Origin of the sequence: Flavobacterium alvei (assembly GCF_002920895.1) — a bacterium.
GTDB classification, from domain to species: Bacteria; Bacteroidota; Bacteroidia; order Flavobacteriales; family Flavobacteriaceae; genus Flavobacterium; species Flavobacterium alvei.
Genome location: NZ_PQVG01000001.1, coordinates 563,523 through 582,002, shown reverse-complemented (window position 1 = coordinate 582,002; position 18,480 = coordinate 563,523). Strand labels below are relative to the sequence as shown.

Annotated in this window: 13 protein-coding genes; 10 read left to right on the top strand and 3 right to left on the bottom strand. The window is 33.8% G+C overall.

Going from position 1 to position 18,480, the window contains the following annotated elements; all coding sequences use genetic code 11:
- Positions 1 to 123: 123 nt before the first annotated feature.
- Both C3L50_RS02375 and nagB read right to left on the bottom strand, forming a co-directional pair.
- On the bottom strand, positions 124 to 2,160 hold the full coding sequence (locus tag C3L50_RS02375) for a beta-N-acetylhexosaminidase (RefSeq protein ID WP_103804525.1): 2,037 nt from the start codon (positions 2,158 to 2,160) through the stop codon (positions 124 to 126).
- 30 nt (positions 2,161 to 2,190) lie between these two features.
- Positions 2,191 to 4,128 (bottom strand): glucosamine-6-phosphate deaminase, encoded by a 1,938-nt coding sequence (nagB, locus tag C3L50_RS02370; protein ID WP_103804524.1) that lies wholly within the window; start codon positions 4,126 to 4,128, stop codon positions 2,191 to 2,193.
- A gap of 357 nt (positions 4,129 to 4,485) precedes the next feature.
- Here nagB and C3L50_RS02365 point away from each other — a divergent pair, with 357 nt between their 5' ends.
- The 9 genes from C3L50_RS02365 to C3L50_RS02325 all read left to right on the top strand — a co-directional run bounded on the left by C3L50_RS02365 (position 4,486) and on the right by C3L50_RS02325 (position 16,106).
- On the top strand, positions 4,486 to 5,517 hold the full coding sequence (locus C3L50_RS02365; RefSeq protein WP_243400317.1) for a sensor histidine kinase: 1,032 nt from the start codon (positions 4,486 to 4,488) through the stop codon (positions 5,515 to 5,517).
- Positions 5,507 to 6,208 (top strand): LytR/AlgR family response regulator transcription factor, encoded by a 702-nt coding sequence (locus tag C3L50_RS02360; protein ID WP_103804522.1) that lies wholly within the window; start codon positions 5,507 to 5,509, stop codon positions 6,206 to 6,208. The genes C3L50_RS02365 and C3L50_RS02360 overlap by 11 nt, the downstream gene beginning before the upstream one ends.
- A 193-nt stretch (positions 6,209 to 6,401) precedes the next feature.
- Positions 6,402 to 8,921, top strand: coding sequence for a type I DNA topoisomerase (gene topA / locus C3L50_RS02355; protein WP_103804521.1), 2,520 nt, complete (start codon positions 6,402 to 6,404; stop codon positions 8,919 to 8,921).
- 3 nt (positions 8,922 to 8,924) lie between these two features.
- On the top strand, positions 8,925 to 10,073 hold the full coding sequence (locus tag C3L50_RS02350; protein ID WP_103804520.1) for a formimidoylglutamase: 1,149 nt from the start codon (positions 8,925 to 8,927) through the stop codon (positions 10,071 to 10,073).
- Positions 10,074 to 10,342: 269 nt separating this feature from the next.
- Positions 10,343 to 11,755, top strand: a complete 1,413-nt coding sequence (gene porK, locus C3L50_RS02345; RefSeq protein WP_103804519.1) for a T9SS ring complex lipoprotein PorK/GldK — start codon at positions 10,343 to 10,345, stop codon at positions 11,753 to 11,755.
- A gap of 41 nt (positions 11,756 to 11,796) precedes the next feature.
- Positions 11,797 to 12,447 (top strand): type IX secretion system motor protein PorL/GldL, encoded by a 651-nt coding sequence (gene porL / locus C3L50_RS02340; protein ID WP_103804518.1) that lies wholly within the window; start codon positions 11,797 to 11,799, stop codon positions 12,445 to 12,447.
- A gap of 45 nt (positions 12,448 to 12,492) precedes the next feature.
- Positions 12,493 to 14,046, top strand: a complete 1,554-nt coding sequence (porM, locus tag C3L50_RS02335) for a type IX secretion system motor protein PorM/GldM (RefSeq protein ID WP_103804517.1) — start codon at positions 12,493 to 12,495, stop codon at positions 14,044 to 14,046.
- Between the two features lie 45 nt (positions 14,047 to 14,091).
- Complete coding sequence (porN, locus tag C3L50_RS02330) at positions 14,092 to 14,982, top strand: type IX secretion system ring subunit PorN/GldN (protein ID WP_103804675.1); 891 nt, start codon at positions 14,092 to 14,094, stop codon at positions 14,980 to 14,982.
- 80 nt (positions 14,983 to 15,062) lie between these two features.
- A complete protein-coding gene (locus tag C3L50_RS02325) occupies positions 15,063 to 16,106 on the top strand; it encodes an NAD(P)/FAD-dependent oxidoreductase (RefSeq protein WP_103804516.1) in 1,044 nt (347 codons plus the stop codon).
- 6 nt (positions 16,107 to 16,112) lie between these two features.
- Here the strand turns inward: C3L50_RS02325 and C3L50_RS02320 are convergent, their stop codons facing one another.
- The gene (locus C3L50_RS02320) at positions 16,113 to 16,493 is read right to left on the bottom strand and encodes a DUF983 domain-containing protein (RefSeq protein WP_103804515.1); all 381 of its coding nucleotides are present in this window, start codon (positions 16,491 to 16,493) and stop codon (positions 16,113 to 16,115) included.
- A gap of 64 nt (positions 16,494 to 16,557) precedes the next feature.
- On the opposite strand from C3L50_RS02320, the gene C3L50_RS02315 reads away from it, so the two are divergent.
- Positions 16,558 to 18,480: an ABC-F family ATP-binding cassette domain-containing protein gene (locus C3L50_RS02315; RefSeq protein WP_103804514.1), complete on the top strand. Its 1,923-nt coding sequence runs from the start codon at positions 16,558 to 16,560 to the stop codon at positions 18,478 to 18,480.

The following is an 18,480-nucleotide window of genomic DNA, read 5'->3' as shown; positions in this document are numbered from 1 at the left end:
GGGTTGCAAGGTTTGAAATATTATTTTGAAACTACCATTTTACCGAAAATGATAGAAAATAATATTTCACTTTAAATAAAACCAATTAATACTCAATCAACTAAACTATTTTTAATATTATTTTTATTCAGCCGAAACTAATTTTTTAAGGCTGTTATATACTGCCAACTCAACATCGGCGTGATTTTTTGAATTGCATTTTTCTAGTAAATCTTTCACTGCGGTTGGATTTACAGTTTGTTTTTTTTCTATTTTTAAAAGCAGTTGTTGTGACAAATCACTTAGACTTTTTGATAGGGGCAAAAGGGGTTGAATAAGTGGTGCATTGGAGCTCAATTCGACCAATTTAGTATTGACATTAATCCATTTTTTCAAATAATCAGTTACCAAAATCTGGTTTTCTGAGTTTTTATTTTTCATATAATTATTTACGGCTTCATTAAAAACCAAAGCATTTTTGGCGTCAGCTGTGCAAGCATCGGCAAATAGGGTGAAAGGAGAATAAGTTTTGTATTCTGTGCCTTCGCTGTTTCGGGTATATAGTTTTAGAGGTTCACAAATATTTGAAAAATCCTCCAAAGCAGTATTCGTTTGATTGTTGCTGATGTTTCGCAAAAGCACTTCTTTATTTCTAATATGAGTGATTCCTAGTTCTTCTAATTGCAAAGAAACAGCGTTCATTCTTTTGCGTAAGCTAGCCATATCAGTAACCTTTTCATCCGACCAAAATCGCTCGGCGATGGCTGCTGTTCGTGGCCAAATTCTAGAATCTATGGTGGTTGGAGTAACCAATTCGCTCCACATTGGGGCTTCTCCACCCAAAATCCTTGCTTTTTCTTCGGCAGTAAGAATGGTGTTTTTGGGCATTGGATCATTCAAATAATGAGATTCTACAGGCAACATTAAATCAATATAATAGCCATTTGATAAAACGGTTTTATAGCCCTCTTTTATTGTATTTGTAAGCGATTGATCCGTTGGCACTCCTTCATTTGTTCCTTTCCAAGAATGAATTATGGCATCTTTAGATAGGTTTTTGGTTCTAATTTCTTCCCAACCCATCAATGTTTTGTTGTGTTTTTTCAGCATTGGAATCAATTGCATGGTGAAATAGGTTTGTAATTCGTGATTGGTTTCTAACTTGTTTTTTTTCTTGAATTCCTGAATTTTTGGATTCGAATCCCAATCTTTTCCTTCGTTTTCGTCGCCACCAATATGGAAATAATTTCCTGAAAACAACGGACAAACTTCGTCGAAAATTTCACTTAATAATTGATACGTTTTTGGATTCGAAGGGTCTAATGTTGGTGTAAAAATTCCTGAATTTCTCTCGATAGCATAGGTGTTTTTATCGGGATTTAATTTACTTCCTACTTCGGGATAAGCTGTGAGTATTGCTGAGGCGTGACCCGGAACGTCAATTTCTGGAACGACAAGAATTCCTCTTTCGTCAGCATATTTCACAATGTTTTTTATTTCTTCTTGGGTGTAATAATTGCCGTCAGATGCCAATTGGATTAGCTTAGGATGGTTTTTCAATTCGATTCTCCAGCCTTGGTCATCGGTAAGGTGCCAATGAAAAACATTCATTTTCATGGCCGCCATCGCATCTAAATTTCTTTTGATAACATCAATGGGTTGAAAATGTCTGGCGGCATCAATCATCAATCCTCGCCAAGTAAACCTAGGAAAATCTGAAATAGAAACAGTTGGAAAATAATAGGAATTACTATTGTTTTGAAGCAATTGCAATACCGTTTCTAAAGCATGCATCGCTCCTAAATCAGAAGTGGCGTTGATGATTATTTTATCGGATTTAATTTCTAATTGATAGCTTTCGTCTTCATTTATTCCAATTTTTCCGCTTTGAGTACAGTTGATTTGCAATTGTGCAGAAGGGAATTCATTGATTTTGGTCACAAACCCTTGATTGAAAAACAGCCCTGTTCTGCCGTCTAATCTTCCCAAAAACTGTGTAGTTCTTGCAAAAATTCGCGGGTTTGGATTTCCAGTAATATTCACTTTGAAATTTTTGGTTAAAGCAAAAGTTCCATTGGTTACACTAATGGATTGTGGCCAAGGCATTAGATTTAAGTCATCGGTTTTGACCTGAGCGTTGGCTAAAATTGTCGATAGTAATACGATAAAAATGTATTTCATTATTTTGGGTGCTTATTTTTTGATTGGATTTTAATAATCAAAACGTTTGAAGGCTTCGATAGCTTCGTATTCAGCAAGTCCTAAATCGTCATAGAGTTTTGCTGTTTTTTTGTTTCGATCTTCGGCTCTAACCCAAAATTCTCTTGGATCACTTCCTAGAAACATCACTCGATCTTTTTGAGATTGATGGAACAAAATAGCATGTCGTTTGATGGTTACTTCGTCTGGACTTAATGGAACTGCCATGTCAATGTCGTGAATATCCCATTCGTGCCAAGCGCCTCGATATAACCACAACCAACATTCATCCATATAGGGTTTTGATTTTAGACTTTTTAGAGCTGCAAAAATGGTGTTCAAACAAACTTCGTGAGTTCCGTGTGGATCGGCTAGATCTCCTGCGGCAAATATTTGATGAGGTTTTATTTTGTCGATAATGGCTGCTACAAGAGAAATGTCTTCATCTCCAATTGGGTTTTTCTTAACTTCACCAGTTTCATAAAAAGGCAGGTCTAAGAAATGAATGTTCTCGTCTTTTAGACCGATGTATCTGACCGCAGCGTAGGATTCTCGTCTTCTAATTAATCCTTTTAGTTTTCGAACGTCTAAAGAATCGACTTGATTTTCAGATTTGTTGTTTAGAAAATCTATTGTGGCTTGAAAATTTATTTTGCTGTGGTTATCTCCAACAAAATCATTGCAAACTTCGGCAAATTTTAAGGCTTCATCATCTGTTACGGCGATGTTTCCAGAAGTTTGATACACAACGTGAACATCGTGGCCTTGCTTGATTAATTTTGAAAAAGTTCCTCCCATCGAAATCACATCATCATCTGGATGCGGGCTAAAAAGGATTACTCTTTTTTTAGCAGGATTAGCTCTTTCGGGTCTGTTGCTGTCGTCGGTGTTGGGTTTTCCGCCTGGCCATCCAGTGATGGTGTGTTGCAAAACGTTGAACATATTGATATTTAAATCATAAGCTGAACCACCAGAAGCCAAAAGATCTGACATTCCGTTGTTGTTGTAATCTCTATCGGTCAATTTCAAGATAGATTGATTGGTTTTTTGGCAAAGCCAAACAATTGCTTTACTTTTTAATTCTTGTGTCCAAATGCATTCGCCAACAAGCCAAGGGGTTTTGTATCGAGTTAATTCAGTAGCTGCCGATTGGTCTAAAACAAAAGTGGTGTTGTTGTGATTTTGCAAAAATGTGGCTGGAACTTCAGAGCTAATATCGCCTTGAATGGTTCTTTTGATAATCTCGGCTTTGTTTTGACCCCAAGCCATCAATACAATTCTTTTGGATCGAAGAATAGTTGAAACGCCCATAGTAACTGCTCTTTTGGGAACGCTGTCAATGCCATTAAAATCGAAAGAAGCATCTACTCTGGTAATGTGATCCAAAGTGATGATTCTGGTTCCCGAATTGATGTGAGAACCCGGCTCATTGAAACCCACGTGACCAGTTCGACCGATTCCTAATAATTGAAAATCAAGTCCGCCTGCATTTTTAATTTTCATTTCATAATCAATACAATATTGGTTCAATTCATCGAGAGCCACTGTTCCGTCTGGGATGTTGATATTCTCAGGATCAATATCGATGTGATTGAAAAGATGCTGGTGCATGAAATAAAAATAGCTTTGATTGTTTTCTTTTGTCATTGGATAATATTCATCCAAATTAAAAGTGATGACATTGCTAAAACTAAGTCCGTCTTCTTTGTGCATTCGGACCAATTCTTCATACACTTTGATAGGTGAAGAACCTGTTGCTAAACCTAAAACACAAGTTTTGTTTTTGGCTTGTTTGGATCTGATTAGTTGTGCTATTTCCTGAGCAACAATAATAGAAGCTTCGGCTGAACTTTTGAAAATTTCGTTATGAATTTTTTCAAATCGGGTTTCTTCAAATTTACCAGGGCTTTTATAGCTAATGTCAGGTTTGATTTCTAATGCAGTTTTCATCTTTTATTTTTTTACTAATTTAAAGGATAAATTTTTATAAAAGGTTGAAGTAAAAAACACTCAGACCTTTAAACGTACTAATTCAAATTTGTTTTATTTTTATTGGTTAAAGCCAGTTACGTAGTAAATTTAACAGTAAGTTCATTCCAGAAAAAATAAATTCTCCCAACTGTTGAAAAGATTCAACCAACGACAATTTTTAATCAATGATGTGTATTTCGAAAATGTTTTCTTTTTTTTATATTTGTAAAAAGCCTTTTTAATTGTCAAATTGTTTAATGTTGTAAAAGTTTTTTAAAAGGAATTCATCAGATAAAACATTAATTAGTTCTTTACTAAGTGAGCAAAATAAAGAATATGAAATTCGAAATAAAACTTCAAAATCATTTTTGGTTTTGGGGTGTTTATTTTTTATTGAACTTTCTGCGTTGGGGGGCTTATTTTAATGATTATGGCTATTCGTTTAAGTCAAACATGATTGAATTTGCGTTGCATATTCCTTTGGTATATTTCAATTTGTTTGTTCTAGTCCCACGATATGTTTTGAAAAAGAAATATTTTCATTATACTATAGCCTTACTGTTGAGTTTGACGGTTGTTTATTTGCTGAAAACTGGAATGACCTATTATATTATTTCAGAAAACATTTGGCCAGAAGCTAATAGAGATTACAAACCTTTTGAAATCAATCATATTGTGGCGGTTTGCATTGGCGAATTATATGTTTTGGCGATGGCATCTTCTGTGTATTTAACACTAACTTGGTTGAAAGAAAGAGATAGAAATCGTGCTTTGAGAGAAGAACAATTCAAAATCAAATTAAAATACCTGAAAAATCAAATTCAACCCCATTTTTTCTTCAATACTTTAAATAATTTGTATGCCTTATCTTTAGAATCTTCAGATAAAGTGCCTGATGTAATTATAAAACTGTCTAAATTGATGGAATATGTTTTGTATGATATTGAAGGTACCAAATTTGTTCCATTAATCAAAGAAATTGACTATATTCAAAATTATATCGAAATTGAAAAACTCCGTTTCGAAAACGTGCAAGTCGCCATAAATATTGAATCAAATATTGATGAAGCAAAAGTTCCTCCTTTATTGTTTATTTCACTATTAGAAAACGCCTTCAAACACGGTGGATACAACAACAGTAAACTCAAAATAAAGATAAATTGTAAAATTGTTGATGACTTCTTGCATTTTGAAATCATAAATAATTTTGTACTTTCACCAAGTATTAAAACTAAAAAAGGAATTGGCTTGACCAATACTAAAAAGCGACTGAAATTGATTTTCAAAAACAATTTTGTTTTAGAGCATCAGATAAAATTCAACTTTTACATTATCCATTTGCAAATACCTATATATAATGAAGATTAAATGTGTTTTGGTCGATGATGAACCTTTGGCAATAAAAGTTCTGCAAAATTATTTTACTAATTTTTCGGAATTTGAAGTTGTTGGCACGTTTAATAACTCATTAGAAGCATTGGATTTCATTAACAACAATGCAGTTGACACAGTTTTTTTAGACATCAATATGCCTATGATGACGGGTTTTGAACTCATTAGTTTAATGGAAAAAAAACCTAAAGTAATTATCACCACAGCTTTCAGAGAATTTGCCGCAGAGAGTTACGACTTAGAGGTTTTAGATTATCTGGTAAAACCCATTCCGTTGCCCCGATTTATAAAATGTATAAATAAAATCACAACCGAATTTAGTTTAAAAAACAACCTAAAAACCGAACTCGTTAAGGTAGATTCGCATATTTTTATCAAAGTAGATAAAAAAATGGTAAAAATAAATATCGATGAAATTCTCTTTATCGAAGGAATGAAAGAATATATAAAGGTGGTGACCGCCGACAAAACTTATATTACTCATAAATCCTTGACTTCATTATCCGAAGAATTGCCTTTAGATCGCTTTATCCGAATTCATAAATCTTACACCATTGCCATTGATAAAGTGAAATTTATCGAAGGAAATAGAATTCAAATACTTACTTATACAATTCCCATTGGTCGAAATTTTAGTAAAGACGTCAAGAGTAGAATTTTAGAATAATCCTCTAGTCCTTATTATAATCCCAACTTTCAAAAGAGCAAAATGCATTGCAATCTCGATTGAATTATCTTTCAAAAAAAATAAAATTTTGAATGTTCCTATTGTGTAATCTGTCGATTATATTTATTTTTAAAATTTGCAAAAGCACAATATTTAAAAATTTCTTCTACTTTTGTCCCAGAAAAATATACCTATGGCAAAGAATTTAGTTATCGTAGAGTCCCCTGCAAAGGCAAAAACAATCGAAAAATTTCTAGGAAGCGACTTCCAAGTCGAGTCAAGTTACGGACATATTGCCGACTTGCCGTCCAAAGAAATTGGAGTAGATGTAGAAAATGGTTTCAAACCCAAATACGAAGTTTCGGCCGATAAAAAAGCATTGGTTTCTAAGCTAAAATCTTTATCCAAAAATGCCGAAACGGTTTGGTTAGCAAGTGATGAGGATCGAGAAGGGGAGGCTATTTCTTGGCATTTGTCCGAAGAATTAAAACTGGATAAAAAGAAAACCAAAAGAATTGTTTTTCACGAAATTACTAAAACGGCTATTCTAAAAGCAATTGATAATCCACGAGAAATAGATTATAATTTAGTGAATGCGCAACAAGCACGCCGTGTTTTAGACCGATTAGTGGGTTACGAATTATCGCCAGTTCTTTGGCGAAAAGTGAAAGGAGGACTTTCGGCAGGACGTGTGCAATCAGTATCAGTTCGGTTGATTGTTGAGCGAGAAAGAGAAATTCAGAATTTCAATCCCGTTGCTTCCTATTCGGTTGTCGCAGAATTTACAAACGAAGCTGGGAAATCATTCAAAGCCAAACTGCCAAAGAATTTCAATACTAAAAAAGAAGCCGAAGATTTCTTAAAAAAGAATATCGGTTCTACTTATAAAGTTTCAGACCTTGAGACAAAACCAACCAAGAAATCTCCAACAGCACCATTTACCACATCGACTTTGCAACAAGAAGCTGCTAGGAAATTGTATTTGCCAGTTGGAATCACTATGCAATTAGCCCAACGTTTATACGAAGCTGGGCTTATAACTTATATGAGAACTGACAGTGTAAACTTGTCAAAAGAGGCGATGGAAGCCGCTCAAGCCGAAATCATCAAATCCTATGGAAAAGAATTCTCGAAACCAAGAACTTTTGCCAATAAAAGCAAAGGTGCACAGGAAGCTCACGAAGCAATTCGTCCAACGGATATGTCGCGACACACCGTAAACATTGATAGAGATCAAGCGCGTTTGTATGATTTGATTTGGAAAAGAACATTGGCTTCACAAATGAGTGATGCTGAATTGGAACGTACCAATGTAAAAATTGAAGCCAATAATCATGGCGAACCATTTTCAGCTTCAGGTGAAGTCTTGCTTTTTGAAGGTTTCTTGAAAGTGTATCTTGAAGGTCACGATGATGATGAAGAAGAGCAAGAAGGAATGCTTCCGGTAATGAAAGTTAATGAGAAATTGACAAATAATTACATTACCGCTACCGAAAGATATTCGCGTCCTGCCGCTAGATATACTGAAGCTTCTTTGGTAAAAAAATTAGAGGAATTAGGAATTGGTCGTCCATCGACTTATGCGCCAACCATTTCGACTATTATCAATAGAAATTATGTCGAAAAAGGAAATCTTGAAGGTCAAGAGCGCAATTATACCCAACTGACTTTGCAATCGGGTACAGTTTCGGATAAAGTTTTAAAAGAAAATACGGGTTCTGATAAAGGGAAATTGGTTCCTACCGATATTGGAACCATTGTTACCGATTTCTTGGTTAAGAATTTCGGAAATATTTTAGATTATAATTTCACTGCCAAGGTCGAACAAGATTTTGACGAAATTGCCGAAGGAAATATCGAATGGGCCAAAATGATGCAGGAATTCTACGATAAATTTCATCCAAATGTAAAAGATGTTGAGGCTAATGCTGATAGAGAAAGTGGAGAAAGAATTTTAGGTACAGATCCAGCATCTGGAAAACCAGTATCTGTTCGTTTAGGAAAATTTGGACCTATGGCACAAATTGGGGCTGCAGATGATGAGGAGAAAAAATTTGCTAGTTTGTTGAAAGAGCAAAACATAGGCAATATATCTTTAGAAGAAGTTTTAGATTTGTTTTTATTGCCTAAAAAATTGGGTACTTATAAAGGAGAAGAAATAGAAGTTTCCAATGGGCGTTACGGCCCTTTTATTCGATTCGGAACCTTGTTTGTTTCTCTGCCAAAAGGCGAAGAACCATTAAGTGTCGATTTAGATAGAGCGCAAGAATTAATTGACGAAAAATTACTTGCCGATGCACCAGTTGCAGTTTATAAAGGTGAAGATGTTCAGAAAGGTACAGGAAGATTTGGTCCTTTCTTGAAATGGAGCGGTATTTTTATTAATGTGAGTACAAAATATAATTTCAATAATTTGTCTCAACAAGATATTGAAACGATTATCGAAGATAAAATTCAAAAAAACATCGACAAGGTAATTCACAACTGGGAAGCAGAAGGGATTTTACTTCAAAAGGCGCGATGGGGAAGATTTGAATTGACCAAAGGAAAGATTAAAGTGGAATTAGGTAAAGATTTTGACGCTGTAAATTTAACATTGGCTGAAGCTCAAGAAATGATTGCCAAGAAAACACCTGCCAAAAAAGTAGCTGCTAAGAAAATTACAGCCGCCAAAAAACCAGCCGCCAAAAAACCAGCCGCAAAAAAGAAATAATATATGGAATTTGATTTTCTCAGACCTCTAGACAATGAAATTCTTGAAATTATCAAGGGATTTTCTTCTCAGCAATTGGGAAGCAAGGTGGTATTTCATACTGCTGAAGAATTCCCTGATTTGAATCAAGTTAGTCTTGCAATCATTGGGGTTTTAGAAAATAGAGGTGATGCCAATCGAACTCAGGAAGTAGATTTAACACACATTCGAAAAGAATTGTATGGTTTGTTTCCAGGAAATTGGAATACTTCTATTGCTGATTTGGGCGATATTGTTGAAGGAAATTCTATTTCAGATACACATTTTGCGCTGAGAAAAGTAGTTTCTAGTTTAATCAAAAAGAAAATCATTCCTATTGTTATTGGTGGTTCACAGGATTTGACCTATGCACTTTACCGAGCTTATGACGATTTAGAACAAATGGTCAATTTGGTTTCAATTGATAGTCAATTTGATTTTGGAAAAGAAAGTGAATCTATTTCGGCATCCTCTTATTTAACAAAAATAATTATCGAAGAACCCAACAATCTTTTTAATTATAGTAATGTTGGGTATCAAACTTATAATAATTCACAAGAAGAAATAGATTTAATAGACAAATTATTCTTTGAAGGGTATCGTTTAGGTGAAATATCGAATAATATTGCATTAGCAGAACCGGTTTTTAGAGATGCCGATTTGGTAAGTCTTGATTTGACATCTGTACAATCGGCAGCTTCGGGCAATTTTACATCCTTTATTCCTAATGGATTTAGTGGCAAAGAGATTTGTGCTCTCTCAAGATATGCAGGAATTAGTGATAAAGTTTCGCTTTTTGGGGTCTTTAATCACAATAATTCTAAACAAGAATCCGTTTTGATTGCTCAAATTATTTGGTATTTTATAGAAGGTTATCAGTATCGTTCTAATGAATATCCTTTTGGAAGCCGTGAGAATTATATAAAATATATCATTCCACTTGAGGAAGAGTTGGTTTTTTTTAAAAGCAACAAAACCGATAGATGGTGGATAGAAATACCATTTATTTCAACAAGCAATAATAAGTTAAAGAAAAGCTCGTTATTACCTTGCTCTTATGAAGAGTATTTGGGCGCTTGTAATCAAGAAATTCCTGAAAGATGGTGGAAAGCACAGCGTAAAAATATAGTGTAAACTTTTGTTTGTTGTAGTAAGAAATAATACTAAAGAATTCTTAATTCAAAACTCATCTAATTTATTTTATAGGACAAAACTTATAATATTTTAAAAAATGTGTTTTTTATCGTCTATTTTTGAATTTTATCGATAAAATATTTTTTTCTTATTAAAATTAATTTTAGTTTTGGGCTATGTAATAAATAGTACTCTAAATAATTGTTTTATTAAATAATAATAAATAGGTTTACGGGCTTAATAATAATGAATAATCAACCCCTATTAATATGAAGAAGTTTATTGCTTTTGCTGCAATCATAACCTTGCTAATTGGATGTGGCAAAATATCCGACAAAGGAGAGTTAGTTGGTACTAAAGGTGCAAAATGGCATCCTGAAAAACCTTATGGAATGACATTAGTTCCTGGAGGTTCTTTTATTATGGGAAAATCTGATGAGGATGTCGCCGGTGTTGGGGATGCAACTACAAAAACAGTCACCGTTCGTTCGTTCTATATGGATGAAACCGAGATAACCAACAGAGAATACCGTCAGTTTGTAGAATGGGTAAAAGATTCTACAATGAGAGTTCGTTTAGCTATTCTTGCTGATGAATCTGGAATAAAACCAGGTGCTACAAACGCAAAAGGTAAAGGAAAAAATGCAGGTAGCATTGGTGATTTTGCTTTCAATGATCAAGATCCAGCTAAAATGACTGCATATGATAAATATATGTATGATAACTATTATAGTATTGGAACAGATGATGATCCTTATGCTGGAAGAAAACTCAACCGCAAAGTAAAACTGATAAAAGATACTAAATTATATCCAGATGAATATTATACTGAGGTTATGGATTCAATGTATTTGCCTCTTGAAGCTTCGTATAACGGATTGAGAACTATTGATGTGGATAAATTGAAATTTAGATATTCTTGGATGGATATTCAAGCTGCAGCAAAAGCTAAAGTAGGTAAAAGAAAAGATTTTATTAAGACTGAATTAGTGCCAGTTTACCCTGATACAACTGTTTGGATTAAAGATTTTTCATATTCTTATAATGAGCCAATGCACAATGATTATTTTTGGCATCAAGCTTATGGTGATTATCCAGTTGTGGGTGTTAAGTGGTCTCAAGCTAAAGCATTTTGTGCTTGGAGAACCTTAAACAAAAACACTTATATCAAATCTAAAAAGAAAGGTCGCGATCAAATTAATAATTTTAGATTGCCTACAGAAGCAGAGTGGGAATATTCAGCTAGAGGTGGCCTAGAATCAGCAACTTATCCTTGGGGAGGCCCTTATACTAAAAATGATAGAGGATGCTTCTTAGCAAATTTCAAACCAATGAGAGGTGATTATGCAGCCGATCAAGCATTATATACTGTGGAAGCAAAATCATATGAGCCAAATGGTTATAATTTGTATAATATGGCAGGAAATGTGGCCGAATGGACAGAATCAGCTTATGATCCTAATGCATACGAATATGTTTCTTCAATGAATCCAAATAATACTGACACTTCAAATAAACGAAAAGTAGTTCGTGGTGGTTCTTGGAAAGATGTTGCCTATTTCCTTCAAGTGGGTACTAGAACTTTTGAATATGCTGATTCAGCAAGAAGTTTTATAGGTTTTAGAACAGTTCAGGATTATATGGGAACACAGTCAACAGAAAAAAGCAAAAAGAAAAAATAAAAAAACCAAATTCAAATAAATTAACCTAAAAAACAAAGATTATGGCATTGATAAGTAAACAAAAGATGAATTTTGCATACGGAATGGGAGCAGCAGTAGTAATTATTGGAGCTTTATTCAAAATTACCCACATTGAATGGGGTTTTATAACTGGAAATTTAATGCTTACCATAGGTCTAGTAGTTGAAGCTTTAATTTTTGCTCTTTCTGCTTTTGAACCCGTAGAAAATGAATTAGATTGGACATTGGTTTATCCAGAATTGGCAAACGGTGAAGCTAGAAAAAAAGTAGCAAAAACTGAAGTTCCTACCGAAGATGCTCAAGGAATGTTATCTAAAAAATTGGATGCAATGCTAAAAGACGCTAAAATTGATGGTGAATTAATGTCAAGTTTAGGAAATAGTATTAAAAATTTCGAATCAGCAGCAAAAGCCATTTCGCCAACTGTAGATTCTATTGCATCTACTCAAAAATATAGTGAAGAATTAACTTTGGCAGCAGCTCAAATGGAATCTTTAAATAGCTTGTACAAAGTTCAATTGCAAAGCGCTTCAAGAAATGCTCAAATCAATGAAGAAGTGGCTGAAAACAATTTAAAATTAAAAGAACAAATGCAATCATTAACTTCAAACTTGTCTTCATTGAACAGTGTTTATGGAGGAATGCTTTCTGCAATGAGTAACAAAGGATAATTAGTTCCCACTTTTTATAAAAACAACAACTAATTATTAGAAAATATGGCAGGAGGAAAATTAAGCCCTAGGCAGAAGATGATAAACCTAATGTACTTGGTTTTTATCGCGATGTTAGCATTAAATATGTCCAAAGAAGTATTATCAGCATTTGGAATTTTGAACAATAAAATTATTGAATCGAATTCTATTACTGATGGTAGAAATGAAAGTTCATTTCAACAATTGTCCCAAAAAGCAGTAGATCAACCAGGTCAATTTGGCGATAAAAGAGCAAAAGTTGAAAAAATTAGAGCTTTATCTAAAGAATTTAACGATTACATAGAAGGAATAAAAACTACTGTTACTGCAAAATTTGAAAGAGATGCCGAAGGAAATCTTCCTTACGAAGAAATGGACAAAGGCGATTTGATAGACAGAATGTTTTTTACTGGAGACAAAGTGTCTAAACAAGGTAAAGAATTTTTAGATAAAATTAATAGTTACCCAGCTCAGATAAAAGCAATTGGAGGTAGTTCTATTGCTGAGTCTGAAATGAAAAAAATAGAGAAAAGATTTGCTACAAATCAAGTTTATTCTGAAAAAGCGGGAGCTAAATTGGATTGGATTGATTATAACTACAAAGGATTCCCATTAATTGCTACCATTACTAAATTGTCGCAATTGCAAGCCGATATCAAAACTACTGAGAGTGATGTAATGACTGGAATGTTTCAATCTGACTTGGTTGCAGCAGCGTCACTTACAGCCTATCAACCAATTGTAGTTCTTGATAAGTCTGTTTTCTTTCAAGGAGAAGCGGTGACTGGAAAAATTATTTTAGGAAAATTTGATCCAACACTTAAAGCGAAATCAGTAATTGTAAATGGAGCAAGTTTGCGTGCCGAGGCAGGTCAAGCCAAGTTTTCATTTGGAGCTGGAAATATTGGAGAACACCCAATTAGTGGGTCTTTTAACTTTGAAGAAAATGGGAAATTAGTACCTCTTCCTATTCAAAAGAGTACGTATGTGGTTGTAGCTAGACCAAAATCAGCTACAATATCAGCAGATAAAATGAATGTTGTATATCGTGGTGTTGTAAACCCAATGACAATTTCATTTGCAGGTATTTCTCCTGATAAGGTTTCAGCTGCTGCGGCAGGTTTAACACGTGTTGGTAATACAAGTTCTTATACAATGCGACCAGGTGCAGGCACCGAAGTGGTTATCAACGTTACAGGAACTCTTCCTGATAATTCAAAAGTTTCTGACAAAAGGACTTTTAGAATTAAAGGAATTCCAGGCCCAACAGGAACAATTAGAGGAGAAATGGGTGTGGTAAAAGGACCTAAATCAAGTTTAGAAATTTCGACAGTTGGAGCTAAATTGGTTGACTTTGATTTTGAAGTTGGTTTAGATGTTGTTGGATTCAATTTTAAAGTAACTGGACAACCTACGGTGGTTGTAGTTGGAAACAAATTGAATGCACAATGTAAATCTGTTCTTTCCAAAGTGGGAAGAGGAGATCAAGTTACTATTTCAGAAATTAAAACTAAATTAGTTGGAGCAGGTAGTTATTTATTGCCAAGAACTGCACCAGTAATTTATGAAATACAATAAATAAGAGGTTTTAGAGTTACTTCAATAGCTTACAATGATAATATGATGAATATGAGAAATTTTTTAATAGTTGTTATTTCCTTTTTTGGGACTGTTGCAACATATGCGCAACCGAATTTGCTAAATGCAAAAATACCTGAAGAAATTGGACTAAAGTCTGCTGCACAACTCATTTCAGACAATGACAAACCATTAGAATATGGTTATGTGGATGATAGAGATGTATTGATGGGGAAAACGGTTTGGGAAATTATTGATTTAAGCGAAAGAATTAATTTTCCTTTGTATTTTCCAATTGATACAGCAAACATTGGGTCTGACAGACGCTCGTTGTATGATGTATTGACCAAAGCTATAAAAAACGGAGAACTGACCGAAGTCTATTCGGATAGTTATTTTAATACTAAAAAGTCATATAAAGATATTCAAGCTTCTTTGACAAGGATTGATACCACAGATGCTGGTAGAGAACAAATTAATGCAGGTCAAAAAATTTCGCCTGAATATATTGTAAAACAAGACCTTACGGCTCAAGATGTTACCCAGTATAAAATTAAAGGATATTGGTATTTTGATAAACGTCAAAGTGAATTGAAATACAGATTGTTAGGTATTTGTCCAGTAACTCCTGATGTTTACACTATGAATAGTGAAGAAAAAGATTATATCGAATTGTTTTGGGTGTTTTTCCCAGCTTCAAGAGATGTGTTGCACGAAGCCAAAGCATTCAACAATAAAAATTCGGCAATGCCCGTTTCTTTTGACCAGATTTTAAATTCAAGAAGATTTAATGCGGTTATTTATCAAGAAGAAAATGTGTATGGCGATAGGGCAATTACAAGTTATATGAAAGATAATGCACAAAATCAATTATTAGAGTCTGAAAGAGTAAAAGATAAGATTCGAAATTTTGAAGAAGATATGTGGAATTACTAAACTTTCTTATTATCATAAAACAAAAACTCTTACTTCAAGGTAAGAGTTTTTTGTTTTTGCACTTTTAACTTCCACTTCAAATGATCGATTATTTAATAGTAGGTTCTGGATTAGCGGGTATTTCTTTCTCTGAAATAGCTTTGCAAAACAATAAATCAATTTTGGTTTTAGATAATAATTCTCAAAACTCATCTAAAATTGCGGGTGGTTTGTATAATCCTGTTATTCTAAAAAGATTTACCGAAGTATCTCAGGCTAAAAATCATTTACCCATTATGAATGATTTTTTCTCCAATTTAGAAAAAAAACTAAATTGTAAAGTGAATTTTGAAATGCCTATTTTAAGGAAATTTTTTTCAATCGAAGAGCAAAACAATTGGTTCTTTGCATCTGATAAAGTGAATTTGGCTCCTTTTTTGTCAACTAATATTATTTCAAGAAAATATGCTGGGATAGATTCTCCTTTTGGATACGGTGAAGTCTTGCAAACTGGTTATGTTGATACAGCATTGTTGTTAAAGAAATACAAAGAGTATTTAATCGAAAACAATTGGTTTCTAGAAGAATCTTTCGATTATTCTCTTTTACAAGAAGAAGGCAACAGTATTCGATATAAAGAAATTAGTGTTAGAAACATCATTTTTGCCGAAGGTTTCGGAATGCATGCCAATCCTTATTTCAAAGATTTGCCTTTAGATGGTACAAAAGGCGAGCTTTTTATTATCAAAGCAGCAGCATTAGACTTGGATGTAATAATCAATACTAGTGTCTTTATTTTGCCTCTTGGCAATGATTTATACAAAGTAGGAGCTACTTATAATTGGGCTGACAAAACCGATGTTCCAACTGAAGAAGGAAAGACTGAATTAATCGAAAAAATTAAAGAAATACTGAATTGCGATTTCGAAATTGTCGAACATTTGGCAGGCGTTCGTCCAACTGTAAAAGACAGAAGACCGCTAGTAGGAACACATTCAAAACACAATTCTATTCATATCCTCAACGGATTAGGAACTCGTGGTGTAATGCTTGGCCCAGCATTAGCCAAAGCATTATTTGAAAATATTGAATTTCAAAAACCTTTGGATAGGGAAATCGATATTCAAAGGTTTTATAAAAAATAGTGAATTTTATTTTTTATATTTTTTGTCGTACTTCACAAACAAATTGATATAAATATTTCTCGACCATCTCAAAACAAATGGGAATAAAACAATATTTGCTAGAATTATGGCAATAAATGAAGTTTTTATACTCGAATGAAAAAAGAGATAAGAAATTACAAATACGGCTATACTAAGTGCTACATTCAATGCATAACTTACATACATAGCTCCATAAAAAAACGAAGGTTCAATTTGATATTGAAGTCCACAATGACTACAATTTTCATTCATTTGGAGTATTTTAGAAAAATGTAGCGGATTTTTATCCGAATACATACTCTCATTCTGACATCTAGGACAACTTCCTGTTAAAATACTATTTAGTTTGGATCCTTTTTTTAACATTTGCAAAAATTTTCAGCGAAGGTACAATTTTGTCCTTTCTATAATGTAACATTAGTAACAAAACATGCTTAATATACACAATTTGTCCGTTTCTTTTGGAGGAACTTATTTATTTGAAGAAGTAACTTTTAGATTGGGTGCCGGAGACCGAGTAGGGCTTGTTGGGAAAAACGGTGCTGGAAAATCGACAATGCTCAAAATCTTGGCCAAAGATTTTGCTCCTGATTCGGGAGTGATTTCTCAAGAAAAAGAGGTTCGAATGGGGTTTTTGCGTCAGGACATTGATTTTGAACAGGGAAGAACTGTTCTTGAAGAAGCCTACGAAGCATTCACTGATATTAAAATTGTTGAAAAAAAATTAGAACAAATCAATCATCAATTAGTCACTAGAACCGATTATGAAAGCGAAGAATACAGCCAAATCATAGAAGATTTGTCTGATTATACTCATCGTTTTGAATTGTTGGGAGGTTATAATTATATAGGAGATACTGAGAAAATTCTTCTGGGATTGGGTTTCAAAAGAGAAGTTTTCAACGATCAAACCGATACTTTTTCGGGAGGCTGGAGAATGCGTATCGAATTGGCTAAATTATTATTACAAGCCAACGATGTTTTGCTGCTGGATGAGCCAACCAATCACTTGGATATAGAGAGTATTATTTGGTTAGAAAGTTTCTTGCGCAATTATCCTGGAGTGGTTGTGATTGTTTCGCACGATAAAATGTTTTTGGACAATGTGACGAATAGAACGATAGAAATTTCTCTAGGAAAAGCTTACGATTTCAACAAGCCTTATTCTGAATATTTGGAATTGAGAGGTGAAATTAGAGAAAAACAATTGGCAACTCAGAAGAATCAAGCCAAAAAAATTGAAGAAACTGAAAAGTTAATTGAGAAATTCCGTGCCAAAGCTTCTAAAGCATCGATGGCACAATCGCTTATCAAAAAATTAGATAAAGTAGAACGAATCGAAGTGGATGAAGATGATAATTCAGTGATGAATATTTCTTTTCCAGTTTCAAAAGTACCCGGAAAAGTGGTAATTGAAGCCGAAAATGTGACCAAAGCTTATGGTGACAGAGTTATTTTGAAAGACATTTCCCTTTTGGTCGAACGAGGTAGTAAAATTGCTTTTGTTGGACAAAATGGTCAAGGAAAATCGACTTTTATTAAAGCCATTGTTAATGAATTTGAATTTCAAGGAAGCATCAAACTGGGACACAATGTTCAGGTAGGTTATTTTGCCCAAAATCAAGCAGAATATTTGGATGGAGAAATTACTTTGTTGCAAACCATGGAAAATGCAGCTTCTGACTCTAATCGTTCAAAAGTTCGTGATATGTTAGGTTCTTTCTTGTTTCGTGGCGATGAAGTAGAGAAAAAGGTGAAAGTCCTTTCGGGAGGCGAAAGAAATCGGTTGGCGTTATGCAAATTGCTTTTGCAACCCATCAATGTTTTGGTAATGGATGAGCCTACGAATCACTTGGATATTAAATCTAAAAATGTTTTGAAAGCTGCCTTGCAAAAATATGAAGGAACTTTGCTTTTGGTTTCACACGACAGGGATTTTCTTCAAGGTATGTCGAATATTGTTTATGAATTCAAAGACCAAAAAATCAAAGAATATTTAGGTGATATTAATTATTTCTTAGAGCAACGCAATCTTGAAAACATGCGTGAAGTCGAGAAAAAAGATAGCGATAAACTAGCTTCTGCTCAATCTAAAGATCAAAAAGCAAGCAGTAAAGCTTCTTATGAAGATCAGAAAAAAGGGAAAGCCTTGCAAAATCGCTTGAGTAAAATAGAGAGTCAAATCAAGCAATTAGAAAAAGACCTTTTGCATGACGATAAAATGTTGGCGTCTAATTATGACAAACACATTGAAGACGCTGCTTTTTTTGTGGCTTATAACAAGAAAAAATCGGATTTAGACCAACTGCTTTTAGACTGGGAAATTGTTCAAGAAGAAATAGACGCTTTGTAA

Bases quoted from the DNA above. Each gene is read 5' to 3' on its own strand.
- C3L50_RS02375 (WP_103804525.1), bottom strand. From the start codon at position 2,160: ATGAAATACATTTTTATCGTATTACTATCGACAATTTTAGCCAACGCT.
- nagB (WP_103804524.1), bottom strand. From the start codon at position 4,128: ATGAAAACTGCATTAGAAATCAAACCTGACATTAGCTATAAAAGCCCT.
- C3L50_RS02365 (WP_243400317.1), top strand. From the start codon at position 4,486: ATGAAATTCGAAATAAAACTTCAAAATCATTTTTGGTTTTGGGGTGTT.
- C3L50_RS02360 (WP_103804522.1), top strand. From the start codon at position 5,507: ATGAAGATTAAATGTGTTTTGGTCGATGATGAACCTTTGGCAATAAAA.
- topA (WP_103804521.1), top strand. From the start codon at position 6,402: ATGGCAAAGAATTTAGTTATCGTAGAGTCCCCTGCAAAGGCAAAAACA.
- C3L50_RS02350 (WP_103804520.1), top strand. From the start codon at position 8,925: ATGGAATTTGATTTTCTCAGACCTCTAGACAATGAAATTCTTGAAATT.
- porK (WP_103804519.1), top strand. From the start codon at position 10,343: ATGAAGAAGTTTATTGCTTTTGCTGCAATCATAACCTTGCTAATTGGA.
- porL (WP_103804518.1), top strand. From the start codon at position 11,797: ATGGCATTGATAAGTAAACAAAAGATGAATTTTGCATACGGAATGGGA.
- porM (WP_103804517.1), top strand. From the start codon at position 12,493: ATGGCAGGAGGAAAATTAAGCCCTAGGCAGAAGATGATAAACCTAATG.
- porN (WP_103804675.1), top strand. From the start codon at position 14,092: ATGAATATGAGAAATTTTTTAATAGTTGTTATTTCCTTTTTTGGGACT.
- C3L50_RS02325 (WP_103804516.1), top strand. From the start codon at position 15,063: ATGATCGATTATTTAATAGTAGGTTCTGGATTAGCGGGTATTTCTTTC.
- C3L50_RS02320 (WP_103804515.1), bottom strand. From the start codon at position 16,493: ATGTTAAAAAAAGGATCCAAACTAAATAGTATTTTAACAGGAAGTTGT.
- C3L50_RS02315 (WP_103804514.1), top strand. From the start codon at position 16,558: ATGCTTAATATACACAATTTGTCCGTTTCTTTTGGAGGAACTTATTTA.